This is a genomic window from Thiomonas sp. 13-64-67 (assembly GCF_002282795.1).
Taxonomy (GTDB): domain Bacteria; phylum Pseudomonadota; class Gammaproteobacteria; order Burkholderiales; family Burkholderiaceae_C; genus Thiomonas; species Thiomonas arsenitoxydans.
The window spans coordinates 1-12022 of sequence record NZ_NCKP01000058.1 but is presented as its reverse complement, the minus strand read 5'-3'; the positions used below and the strand labels follow the sequence as shown (position 1 = coordinate 12022).

Here is a 12022-nt window from a genome sequence, read left to right as displayed (position 1 = left end):
TGGTGCCGGGAGCGGGACTCGAACCCGCACGCTTTTAAGGGCGCTGGATTTTGAATCCAGTGCGTCTACCGATTCCGCCATCCCGGCTGGGAGATCAGGCATTCGTGCATTTGTGCCTGACGGAAAGCAAAACGGGGAATCGAAATCCCCCGTCTGTACTTTCTGCAATTTTGGTGCCCAGAAGAGGACTCGAACCTCCACGCCTCGCAGCGCTAGTACCTGAAACTAGTGCGTCTACCAATTCCGCCATCTGGGCAACTAAGCTGCGTATCTTAGCATAAAGTTCGTGCTTGTAAAGACTGGGCCGCGCTTTTGAGGTTGATCGGGGTCCGCGGTGATAATGCACTAGTCAGAACAATGTTTGGCTTCATTTCCATGCGGCGCCAAGGCCGCGACTCTGCAGTGGTCTGCAGTCAAAAAAAGGATTCTCCGTGATTGTTGAAGGTATCGTGCGCGGTCATCGCGATGGTCATGGTTTTGTCACGCCCGATGATGGCGGCCCCGATGTGTTTCTCCCACCGCAGCAGATGCGGACTGTGCTGCATCTGGACAGGGTGCGAGTACGTGTGGGCAAGCCCGATCGGCGGGGACGGACGGAAGGGCAGATCATCGGCATTCTGGAACGGAGCAAGCGCCCCATCATCGGGCGTTTGTTGCAGGAAGGTGGAACGTGGTTGCTGGCGCCCGAGGACAAGCGCTATGTGCAAGATATTCTGATATCGCCCGATGCCATTGGCAAGGCGCGTGCTGGTCAGGTGGTGAGCGCTGAAATCACCCAGCCGCCGCTGCCCAACGTGCAGCCGGTCGGGCGGGTGCTGGAGGTGTTGGGGGAGCTCGATGACCCCGGCATGGAGATTGAAATTGCGGTGCGCAAGTACGGCGTACCGCATTTGTTTTCGAGCGGCGCGCTGCGCGAAAGCGCGGCTTTGCCTGACGCGGTTCGCGATGTCGATTCGGCCGGGCGCATCGATTTGCGCGATGTGGCGCTGGTGACCATCGACGGCGAGGACGCGCGGGATTTCGACGATGCGGTGTATTGCGAGTCCGCGAAGATCGGTCGCGCCAAGGGCTGGCGTTTGCTGGTGGCGATTGCCGATGTCTCGCATTACGTGCGCGAAGGGACGGAGCTCGACGCGGATGCGCTGGAGCGTGCGACCTCGGTGTATTTTCCGCGGCGCGTGATTCCCATGCTGCCGGAAAAGCTGAGCAATGGCCTGTGCTCGCTGAACCCTCAGGTGGATCGTCTGTGCATGGTGTGCGACGTGCTGATCTCCGCGCAGGGGGAGCTCAAGGCCTATCAGTTTTATCCGGCGGTGATGCGTTCTCAGGCGCGACTGACCTACACGGAGGTTGCAGACATCTTGTCGAACACGGCAGGAAAGCTAGCGCGCGAGCGTGCGCCGCTGGTGCCACATCTGCTCAATCTGCATGCCGTGTTTCACGCCTTGCTCAAGTCGCGGCAGGTTCGGGGCGCGCTCGATCTCGATATTCCCGAAACGCAGATTGTGGTGAATGCCGCGGGCAAGATCGAGGCCATCGTGCCGCGACATCGCAACGACGCGCACCGGCTGATCGAGGAATGCATGCTGGCAGCCAATGTGTGTGCCGCCGATTTTCTGGAACGCAACAAACAGCTTGCGCTCTATCGCGTTCACGAAGGCCCAACGCCCGAAAAGCTCGAAACACTGCGCACCCTGCTGCGCAATCTCGGGCTCACGCTGGGCAGCAAAGGGGCGCCCGAACCCGCCGACTATCAGGCGCTGGCGCAGTCCATCGAGGAGCGGCCGGACGCCCTACAGATTCAGACGCTTCTGCTGCGTTCCATGCAGCAGGCCATTTATACGCCGCACAACAGCGGGCACTTCGGCCTGGCCTATCCCGCCTACACCCATTTCACCAGCCCGATTCGACGCTATCCCGATCTGCTCACGCATCGCGGCATCAAGGCCATTCTGCACGGCACGCATTACACCCCGAAGTTCAGCGAACGCATCGAACTCAATCGTGGCGAGCAGAACGCGCGCCGCGCGCCGCAGCGTCAGCTTGCAAGCGTGGCTCCGGCGGCTCCGGTATCCAAGGAGAGGGCTAAGGACATGCCGATCTGGGAGGCGGCCGGGGTGCATTGCTCGTCCAATGAGCGTCGGGCCGACGAGGCCAGCCGCGATGTCGAGAGCTGGTTGAAGTGCTGGTATATGCGCGACAAGCTCGGCGAGGAGTACGCGGGCACGATCACCGCAGTGACCGGCTTTGGCCTTTTTGTGCAACTCGATGCCCTGTTTGTCGAAGGCCTGGTGCATGTCTCGGAGATCGGCGCCGATTACTTTCGCTACGACGAGGCGCGCGGCGAGTTGCGCGGTGAACGCACCGGTATTCGTTATGCCTTGGGCGGGCGTCTGCTCGTGCAGGTCAGCCGGGTCGATCTGGATGGACGCAAAATTGACTTCCGCCTGGTGCGCGAAGGCGGCAAGTCCAGCCCGTCTAACAAGCCTTTGCCGACTTCCGGAGAGATCAAGGGAGTCGACGAAGACGTGTTTGCGCTGAATCCGCAAATGTCGGCCGGTGTGCGCAAATCCCGGACGTCGTCGAACGGGGTGGGCAAAGGAGTGGCCAAATCGGGCGGCAAGAGCCAGCGTGGCCCAGCGGAGGCCGCGATTAAAACCGCGGCCGCGCCAAGTGCCAACGGCAAGGCGGCGAAGGGAAAATCGTCCGCAGATCGCAAGACTGGCAAGTCGACCAGCCCGCGCAAACGGGTCCGCTGAGCCGCTTGCAGCCTGCGCCGTTCGAACTCGACAGGTGCAAAGTCTCAAACGACGGGTGGTACGGCGGCCGCAGCCGAAGCAACGGTGCGCTTATTAGGCCGCGTTTTGAGGCGGCCTCGGTCTGAAAGCCGCATCCAACTGCGCAACGCGATCATGCTGGCCAGGATCATGGGGAAAGAGCCCGGAATCCACAGGATCAGGCCGCCAAGGTGTTGGTCAGTCAATGGGTCGAGGCTCAGCGCGCGTCCGCAAATTTCATAAATCGGGTAGTAGTCGGTCATGCTCAGAGCGAGGATCGCGCCCCACACCATGGTCGGTAGCATGCTCAGCAGAGGCAGAAAAACCCGTTTTCCCGGCGAGAGATGGGCAGGCGGATTGGGACGGGTATCGAGAACCAGCCACCAGAACAAAAGACCATCAAGCGCCATGCTCCAGTTCATCAACCGGTAGGTCGGCGCATTGAGCATGACAAAGGGGTGAAAAGACGGAATCAGCCAGAGCAATGCCATGCCGCCAAACAAAAACGCGGCAAAGTAAGGGTTGAACAGCACGAGCTTGGTCGCCCGTACAACTGCGTTGCGCTGAAAAGGCTTCAGCCAGCGCACCCTGATGCTCACGGGAATGCCGGCTCGCAGCACAGCGAGCGGATAGCTCCACATCATGAGCAGCGGCGCGAAATCATGCAGCGAAATTTGCTGCGAGATATGCACAAAAAACTGATGTTCGGCGTAGTAGTCCCAGCGGGTTTGGAAGGCCTGCCACATCAGCACCCATCCCAGCCAGAACCGAACCTGGCGCGAGACTGAAATCTTCCGTCTGCGGCAGCCGCGCACATAGAGAACAGCCGTGTGGAAGGGAAAAAAGAAAGTGCAATTCGCGATAAGACACGCACTTTAACGCGCGGCGACAGTCTCGAGGTCGAGAGGCCGACAAGACATGAAAAACCCGGCGCGAGGCCGGGTTGACAAAGGGGGCGAACCGTTCAGTCGATGGTGCGCAGAACGTCCCGAAGGGTCGACATGATCTGATCGATCTGGCCGCGCTCGATGATGAGCGGCGGCGACAGCGCAAGGGTGTCGCCCGTGTACCGCACCAGCAGGCCGCGTGCGTAGCAGCCGACAAACGCTTCAAAGGCCCGTTTGCCCACGCCGGCAGGCCGCGACTCCAGCTCGATGGCGCCGATCAGCCCGATATTGCGAAGGTCTTTGACGTGCCGCACGTCTCGCAGGGCGTGCAGCGCTTCCTGCCAGTAGTGTGCAATGCCGTCGTCCTGCACGCGGGTGAGCAGTTGGTCGCGCTTGTAAATCTTTTGCGCCGCGACGGCAGCGGCCATGGCCAGAGGATGGCCCGAATAGGTGTAACCGTGGAAAAATTCGACGGTGCCGTCCGGAGATCCGTTCACGACCGTGTCGTAAATGCCATTACGCACGAACACGGCGCCCAGCGGCACCGCCGCATTGTTCACCGCCTTGGCAGTGGTGATGATGTCGGGCGTGACCTTGAAATACTGTGCGGCAAACGGCGTGCCCAGCCGACCATAACCGGTGATGACCTCATCGAAAATCAACAGGATGCCGTGTTTGTCGCATATTGCGCGCAGCCGTTCCAGATACCCCTTGGGCGGCACGAGCACACCGGTTGACCCAGCGACGGGCTCGACGATCACGGCGGCGATATTGCTCGCATCATGCAGCGCCACAATGCGTTCGAGCTCATCGGCAAGGTGTCCGCCCCATTCCGGTACGCCCCGCGAAAACGCCTGATGGTCAGGCGCGTAAGTGTGGGGCAGATGATCCACATTGGGCAGCAGCGAACCGCGGAAGGTCTTGCGATTCGCCAACATACCGCCCACGGAGATGCCCCCGAATCCCACGCCGTGATAGCCGCGCTCACGCCCGATGAACAGGGTGCGCGTTCCGTCACCGCGCGCCCGGTGATAGGCCAGGGCGATCTTCAGGGCCGAGTCCACCGACTCCGAGCCGGAGTTGGTGAAAAATACCTTTTTCAGATCGGCGGGAGCGATTTCGGCCAGCAGATTGGCCGCCTCGAACTGCACAGGGTGGCCCATCTGGAATGGGGGGGCATAGTCCATCTCCTGCGCCTGATGGGCAATGGCCGCGCTGATCTCCGGTCGGCCGTGGCCTGCGTTGACGCACCATAGGCCCGATGTGCCGTCCAGAATTTGACGTCCGTCGTGAGAGCGGTAATACATGCCTTGCGCACTGACGAGCAATCGGGGGGCGGCCTTGAACTGCCGGTTGGCGGTGAACGGCATCCAGAGCTGGTCCATCGACGGTAGCTCGGTCATTGCGCCAAAACGCTGAAGTTCGGCTTGATCCATGAAACTCTCCTGTGAACGGGAATGTGTGTGGCTCCGATGTTTCGGTCTGTGCCCCCTCAAATATAGCGAAGGCGTTGTCAAGCAGCGACACCGCGCCAAAAAGAAAAAGCCCCGCAGGGCGGGGCTTTTTCGGTGAAGCAGTCAGCTCTAAGTAGGCAGCTTTCTTGAAACAGCTTACTTGGTGACCATATGGGTACCGACAACCTCGACCACCGTGCGGCGGTTGGGGGCTTGGCATTCCACTTGGCTCTTGAAGGAGCCCTTGCAGCTCTTGGGATCGACGCGGAAGTCGGTCTTGCCCTTGCCTTCGACGTAGATCTTGTCAGCCGGAACACCCTGGCTCACCAGATAAGCCTTCACGGCTTCAGCACGGCGAACGGAGAGCTTCTGGTTGTAAGCCACGCTGCCGAAGCTGTCGGTGTAGCCGGTAGCGATCACGACTTCCAGATTGATGGCCTTGATCTTGCCAGCCAGATCATCGAGCTTTTCCTTGCCAGCGGGCAGCAGAACAGCCTTGTTGAACTGGAAGAAGGCGTCGGCGTTGTAGGTGACCTTTTCGCTCACAGGCACAGGGGCCGGAGCGGGGGCGGGGGCGGGCGCAGGCGCGGCAGCAGGTGCGGGGGCAGGTGCCGGAGCAGGTTCAGCCTTGGCCACGACAGGCAGGCCACAAGCTTCGCTGGAGGCGGTTGCCGGCGTCCAGAAGTTGTCTTGCCAGCACAGCTTGTTGTCGCCGTTCATCCAGGTCAGACCGTACGGGTCTTGCCAGTTGTTGATGCTGCGAGCCTCACCGGCATGGGCAGCCGCCAGCGAAGATGTTGCGAGAACCGCAGCTGCGAACAATTTTGCGATTTTTTTGGGGTGGATCATGTTATTTCCTCTCGGTCGTTGATCGTTCATCGCAGCCAGAACTGCGTGTTGCCATAATAAGCGCCAGGATGCTTTGGGGTGTGAGCAATTGCCGCTTGAACTCGTTCACTGCCCGAGAACCCGACACCTGACGCATTCACTACTAGTAAACCCGAAGACATTGTGCCACAGCGTCTGTGACGTTCAATTGCTGAAACGATTCGTTTACGTTCTGCCCCGAGGTGCGCATACCGGCGTTGCTGTTTCGCAACATTGGCCTGATTTTTCTGCTCCACATTCCGTCATCCATTTCGCTGCTGCGCTGAAACCGAGCGAGGAAATACGGGCTGCTAACATCGTTCGCTTGACTGGGGGCGCGTCTGCTAGACGGGCGACGCCCGGTTTGTCGGGCCCGGTCTGGTCGCTCCGACGTCTGATCTATTGCTGCGAAGCACTCACTCATGTCCGTTTTTGCCAAAGAAACCCTGCCAATCAGCCTAGAGACGGAAATGCGCCGCTCCTACCTCGATTACGCGATGAGCGTGATCGTGGGTCGTGCACTTCCCGATGTGCGAGATGGCCTCAAGCCGGTGCATCGGCGCGTGCTGTATGCGATGCACGAATTGAGCAATGCCTGGAATCGGCCTTATAAGAAGTCGGCGCGCATCGTGGGTGACGTGATCGGTAAATACCACCCGCACGGTGACCAGTCGGTGTACGACACCATCGTGCGCATGGCGCAGGATTTTTCCTTGCGCTACATGCTGGTGGACGGACAGGGCAACTTTGGCTCGGTGGACGGCGACAACGCCGCGGCCATGCGCTACACCGAAATCCGGCTGTCGAAGATCGCGCACGAAATGCTGGCTGATATCGACAAGGAAACCGTCGATTTCGGCCCCAACTATGACGGCTCCGAGCAGGAGCCCCTTCTTTTGCCTGCGCGTCTGCCCAATTTGCTGATCAATGGCTCGTCGGGCATTGCGGTGGGCATGGCCACCAATATTCCGCCGCACAACCTGGGCGAGGTGCTCGACGCCTGTTTGCATTTGCTGCGCAACCCTGGGGCGACGATCGAGGAGTTGATGGAGCGCGTGCCTGCGCCCGACTTCCCGACGGCGGGCATCATCTATGGCACTTCGGGAGTGCGCGACGCTTACCGCACCGGACGCGGTCGGGTGGTGATGCGGGCGCGTTGCCACTTTGAAGATCTCGAAAAGGGTCAGCGTCAGGCCATCATCGTCGACGAGTTGCCTTACCAGGTCAACAAACGCACCTTGCTTGAGCGCATCGCCGAGTTGGTGCAAGAGAAAAAGATCGAAGGCATCAGCCACATCCAGGACGAGTCCGACAAGTCGGGCATGCGCGTGGTCATCGAACTCAAGCGCGGCGAAGTGCCTGAAGTGGTGCTCAATAATCTGTACAAGCAGACCCAGCTGCAAGACACCTTTGGCGTCAACATGGTGGCGCTGGTGGATGGTCAGCCGCGTTTGCTTAACCTGCAGCAGATGATCGCGGCCTTTTTGTCGCACCGCCGCGAGATCATCACCCGCCGCACGGTGTTCGACCTGCGCAAAGCGCGTGAACGTGGGCATGTGCTCGAAGGTCTGGCTGTGGCGCTGGCCAATGTCGATCGCATGATCGAACTCATCAAGGCCGCGCCCACGCCGCCGGTGGCGAAAGAGCGTCTGCTGGCGCAGGCCTGGGAGCCGGGCGAGGCGCGCGCCATGCTATCGCGCGTGGAGGGTGACATCACCCAGTTCCAACCCGACGATCTCGACGCGCGTTACGGCCTCAAACCCGACGGTTATTACCTCAGCGAGACGCAGGCGCAGGAAATCCTGCAGATGCGGCTGCAGCGCCTGACCGGCCTGGAGCAGGACAAGATCGTCAGCGAATACAAGGACGTCATGGAACAGATCGCCGATCTGCTCGACATCCTTGCCAAGCCTGAGCGCATGACCGAAATCATCACCACCGAAATGAGCGCCCTGCGTGCCGAGTTCGGCGATGCGCGTCGTTCGCACATCGAGGTCAATGCTTACGACATCGATGTCGAAGACCTCATCACCCCGCAAGACCTGGTGGTCACCATCTCGCATTCGGGCTACGTCAAGAGCCAGCCTCTGGCGGAATACCGTGCGCAGCGCCGCGGCGGCCGGGGCAAGCTGGCCACGGGTACCAAGGAAGACGACTGGGTCGAGCAACTGTTCGTGGCCAACACCCACGACATGCTGCTGTGCTTCTCCAACCGGGGCCGGGTGTACTGGATGAAGGTGTACGAATCGCCGATGGGCGGACGCGGCTCGCGTGGCAAACCTCTGGTCAATCTGTTTCCGTTGCAGGCGGGTGAGAAGATCACCACCGTGCTGCCGGTCAAGGCCTTCGACGAGCAGCACTATGTGTTCATGGCGACCGCGCGCGGCACGGTGAAAAAGACGCCGCTGACGGCGTTCGCCAACCGTCGTACCGCGGGCATCATCGCGGTCGGGCTCGATGACGACGACTACCTCATTGGTGCGGCCATCACCGATGGTCAGCACGACGTCATGTTGTTTTCGGATGCGGGCAAGGCGGTGCGTTTCGACGAGGCCGACGTACGTCCGATGGGCCGCGAGGCGCGCGGAGTGCGCGGCATGCAGCTTGAAGCCGATCAGTCCGTCATTGCCTTGCTGGTGGCCGAAGACGAAACCCAGAGCGTGCTCACCGCCACGGAAAACGGCTTCGGCAAGCGCACGTCCATCACCGAATACACCCGTCATGGGCGCGGTACCAAGGGCATGATCGCCATCCAGACTTCGGAGCGCAACGGCAAGGTGGTGGCGGCCTGCCTGGTGCGCACCAGCGATGAAATCATGCTGATCACCGATACCGGTGTGCTGGTGCGCACGCGGGTGGAAGAGATTCGTGAAATGGGCCGGGCGACGCAGGGGGTCACCCTGATCGCGCTTGACGCCAAGGCGCATCTCATCCAGGTGCAACCGGTGGTAGAGGCGGACGACGACGAGCTGCCCCCGACCGAGCCGCCCCCGGCGGACGACGGCGGCGCGGACACGGCCGCGGAGTAAGCCGAGATGGTCAAGCAACGCCCCTACAACTTCTCCGCCGGACCGGCCGCCATTCCTGAAGAGGTGTTGGAACAGGCCGCGGCCGAGATGCTCGACTGGCACGGCTGCGGCATGAGCGTGATGGAAATGAGCCACCGCGGCCCGCAGTTCGAGTCCATCATCGCGCAGGCCGAGGCCGATCTGCGCGAGTTGCTGCAGATCCCTGACGACTACGCCGTGCTGTTCATGCAAGGCGGGGCGATTGCGGAGAACGCCATTGTTCCGCTGAATCTATCGCGCGGGGCCAAGGCCGACTATGTGGTGACCGGAAGCTGGTCGCAAAAAAGCCAGCAAGAGGCCCGCAAATACTGTGATGTGCACCTGAGCGCCAGCGCCCACGACGATCAAGGCTACGGCAGTATTCCCGACAACGCCGCCTGGAGCATTCGCCCCGACGCGCAATATCTGCACGTCTGCACCAACGAAACCATCGACGGGGTGGAGTTTCACTTCGTGCCCGACAGCCGCGGCGTGCCGCTGGTGGCCGATATGTCCTCGCACCTGTTGTCGCGTGCAGTGGAGGTGTCGCGCTACGCCTGCATCTATGGCGGTGCGCAAAAGAACATCGGCCCCGCCGGGCTGACATTGGTCATCGTTCGCCGCGACCTGCTGGGCCATGCCCTGCCGCATTGCCCCAGCGCATTCGACTACGCCGTGGTGGCGGCCAACCATTCCATGTTCAACACGCCGCCTACTTACGCGATCTACATCGCCGGACTGGTGTTGCAGTGGATCAAGCGTCAGCGTTTCGATGGGCTTGAAGGGTTGGCCGCGGTGGAGTCGCGCAATATCGCCAAGGCGCATCTGCTGTACGACGCGCTCGACGCCTCTGAGTTGTATGAAACCCGGGTTGGGCGCGATTGCCGCTCGCGCATGAATGTGCCGTTTCATCTGCGTGATACCGCTTTGAACACCGCTTTCCTGCAAGGCGCCGAGGCGGCGGGGCTGCTGCAACTCAAGGGGCACAAGTCGGTGGGCGGCATGCGGGCCTCGATCTACAACGCCATGCCGCTTGAAGGCGTGCAGGCGCTGGTGAACTACTTGCAAGACTTTGAAAAACGCCACGGCTGAAATCCGATGAGCCAAGATTCCCAAGATGACCTGAGCCCCTGGCGCGACCAGATCGACGCCCTCGACAAACAGATTCTGGCGCTGCTCAACCAGCGGGCCGAAGCCGCGCAGCAGATCGGCCATATCAAACAGCGCTTGAACATGCCGGTGTTCCGCCCCGAGCGTGAACGTCAGGTGATCGAAAAGCTGCATGAGCACAATGCCGGGCCGCTGCGCAATGCTGGTGTGAGCGCCATCTGGCGCGAAGTTATGTCGGCCTGCCGCGCGCTGGAGGCGCCGCAGCGCGTGGCGTATCTGGGCCCTGCGGGCACGTTCAGCGAGCAGGCGGCGCGGCGGTTCTTCGGCGCCAGTGCGCAAGGCTTTCCCTGCGCGACCATCGACGATGTGTTTCGCAGCTATCTGAGTGGTGAGAGCGAGTTCGCCATCGTGCCGGTGGAAAACAGTACCGAAGGTGCGGTGGCGCGCAGCATGGACCTGCTGCTGGCGCATCCGGTGCATCTCTGCGGCGAGGTCAGTTTGCCGGTGCGGCATTTTCTGATGCGGCAGACGCCCGATCTACAGGGCATCCAGACGGTCGCTGCGCATCCTCAAGCTTTGGCCCAGTGCGCAGGGTGGCTGCGTGCGCATCTGCCCAATGCCGAAATTCGTCCCGTATCGAGCAATGCCGAGGGCGCACGGCTGGCTGCGGAAGACGCCAGCATCGCCGGGATCGCCGCCGAGGCGACCGCGGTGCTTTACGGCCTGCACATCGCCGCGCGCGCCATTCAGGACGAGGCGCAGAACACCACGCGCTTTGTCGTGCTCGGCGCGGCGCAGCCCGAACCCACCGGGTCCGACCGCACCAGCCTCATTCTCTCCGTGCCCAACCGCGCCGGTGCGGTGTACGACCTGCTCAAACCGCTGGCCGCGCACGGGGTGAGCATGACCCGGTTCGAGTCGCGCCCGGCGCGCTCGGGCGAATGGGAATACGCTTTTTATATCGACGTCGAAGGGCACCAAGACGAACCCCGGGTGGCAACCGCGTTGCGCGAGCTGCAAGGGGTGTGCGCGATGTACAAGTGCCTGGGCTCCTACCCCATCGATAAAAAACCACGCGACAACTGAGCACGGCTCGCATCTCCCGAGAGATTGAACATGTCAGAACAACACGCCACCCAAGCCCGCTGGGGCGCCGATTACGTCCAGGCCATTTCACCTTACGTCGGGGGCAAGCCCATCGCCGAAGTCGCGCGGCAGTTTGGTTTGCAGCCCGAGCGCATCGTCAAGCTGGCCTCGAATGAAAACCCGCTGGGCATGTCGCCCAAGGCGCGTGAGGCCATCGTGGCCGCGATGGCCGATAGCACCCGCTACCCCGACAACGACGGCTACGCGCTGAAACAGGCGCTGGCAAACAAGCTGAGTGTGCCGACGGAGTGGATCACCCTCGGCCATGGTTCGAGCGACCTGCTGGAAATGGCCGCGCGCGCCTTGCTGACCGACGCCGATGCCGGCATGTATTCGCGTTACAGTTTCATCGTTTACACGCAAGCGGTGCAGGGCGTAGGGGCAACGCATCAGGTCGTGCCCGACCGCGATTTGGGTCACGACCTGCCCGCCATGCTGGCCGCTATCACCCCGCAGACCAAGCTGATCTTCGTGGCGAACCCCAACAATCCAACCGGCACGTTTTTGCCGGCTGACGATCTGCACGATTTTCTGCGCAAGGTGCCGCCGCACGTCGCCGTGGTACTCGACGAAGCCTATGTGGAATACATCGAACCCGCGCTGCGTTACGACAGCATGGCTTGGGTGCGCGAATTTCCCAATCTGATTGTTTCGCGCACCTTTTCCAAGGCTTACGGCCTGGCGGGCCTGCGCATGGGCTACGGCGTGTCGCAGCCGGCGCTGACCGATGTGCT

The 12022-nt window shown here is 61.5% G+C and carries 8 protein-coding genes and 2 tRNA genes; 5 read left to right on the top strand and 5 right to left on the bottom strand.

Annotation, left to right across the window (positions count from 1 at the left end):
- Positions 1-87 (bottom strand) — tRNA-Leu (locus B7X30_RS12595).
- 84 nt (positions 88-171) lie between these two features.
- Positions 172-256: transfer RNA gene (locus tag B7X30_RS12590), tRNA-Leu, on the bottom strand.
- A 175-nt stretch (positions 257-431) separates the two neighbouring features.
- Here B7X30_RS12590 and rnr point away from each other — a divergent pair.
- Complete coding sequence (gene rnr / locus B7X30_RS12585) at positions 432-2759, top strand: ribonuclease R (protein WP_286730968.1); 2328 nt, start codon at positions 432-434, stop codon at positions 2757-2759.
- 44 nt (positions 2760-2803) lie between these two features.
- Here the strand turns inward: rnr and B7X30_RS12580 are convergent, their stop codons facing one another.
- From B7X30_RS12580 to ompA, 3 genes are all read right to left on the bottom strand, one after another.
- Entirely contained in the window at positions 2804-3592 is a 789-nt protein-coding gene (locus tag B7X30_RS12580) for a cytochrome c oxidase assembly protein (RefSeq protein ID WP_286730966.1), read from the bottom strand.
- 149 nt (positions 3593-3741) lie between these two features.
- Positions 3742-5100 (bottom strand): omega-aminotransferase AptA, encoded by a 1359-nt coding sequence (gene aptA, locus B7X30_RS12575; RefSeq protein WP_465020142.1) that lies wholly within the window; start codon positions 5098-5100, stop codon positions 3742-3744.
- A gap of 174 nt (positions 5101-5274) precedes the next feature.
- A complete protein-coding gene (gene ompA, locus B7X30_RS12570) occupies positions 5275-5967 on the bottom strand; it encodes an outer membrane protein OmpA (protein ID WP_013106252.1) in 693 nt (230 codons plus the stop codon).
- A 440-nt stretch (positions 5968-6407) separates the two neighbouring features.
- Here ompA and gyrA point away from each other — a divergent pair, with 440 nt between their 5' ends.
- From gyrA to B7X30_RS12550, 4 genes are all read left to right on the top strand, one after another.
- Complete coding sequence (gyrA, locus tag B7X30_RS12565) at positions 6408-9014, top strand: DNA gyrase subunit A (protein WP_286730963.1); 2607 nt, start codon at positions 6408-6410, stop codon at positions 9012-9014.
- A gap of 6 nt (positions 9015-9020) precedes the next feature.
- Positions 9021-10124 (top strand): 3-phosphoserine/phosphohydroxythreonine transaminase, encoded by a 1104-nt coding sequence (serC, locus tag B7X30_RS12560; protein ID WP_286730961.1) that lies wholly within the window; start codon positions 9021-9023, stop codon positions 10122-10124.
- Between the two features lie 6 nt (positions 10125-10130).
- Positions 10131-11228 (top strand): prephenate dehydratase, encoded by a 1098-nt coding sequence (gene pheA, locus B7X30_RS12555; RefSeq protein ID WP_286730959.1) that lies wholly within the window; start codon positions 10131-10133, stop codon positions 11226-11228.
- Positions 11229-11258: 30 nt separating this feature from the next.
- A partial coding sequence (locus B7X30_RS12550) for a pyridoxal phosphate-dependent aminotransferase (RefSeq protein ID WP_286730957.1) occupies positions 11259-12022 on the top strand: 764 nt, incomplete at its 3' end.

What these genes read in the sequence shown, in the direction of transcription:
- aptA (WP_465020142.1), bottom strand. Translation starts at nt 5,100, where the DNA reads ATGGATCAAGCCGAACTTCAGCGTTTTGGCGCAATGACCGAGCTACCG.
- ompA (WP_013106252.1), bottom strand. Translation starts at nt 5,967, where the DNA reads ATGATCCACCCCAAAAAAATCGCAAAATTGTTCGCAGCTGCGGTTCTC.
- gyrA (WP_286730963.1), top strand. Translation starts at nt 6,408, where the DNA reads ATGTCCGTTTTTGCCAAAGAAACCCTGCCAATCAGCCTAGAGACGGAA.
- serC (WP_286730961.1), top strand. Translation starts at nt 9,021, where the DNA reads ATGGTCAAGCAACGCCCCTACAACTTCTCCGCCGGACCGGCCGCCATT.
- pheA (WP_286730959.1), top strand. Translation starts at nt 10,131, where the DNA reads ATGAGCCAAGATTCCCAAGATGACCTGAGCCCCTGGCGCGACCAGATC.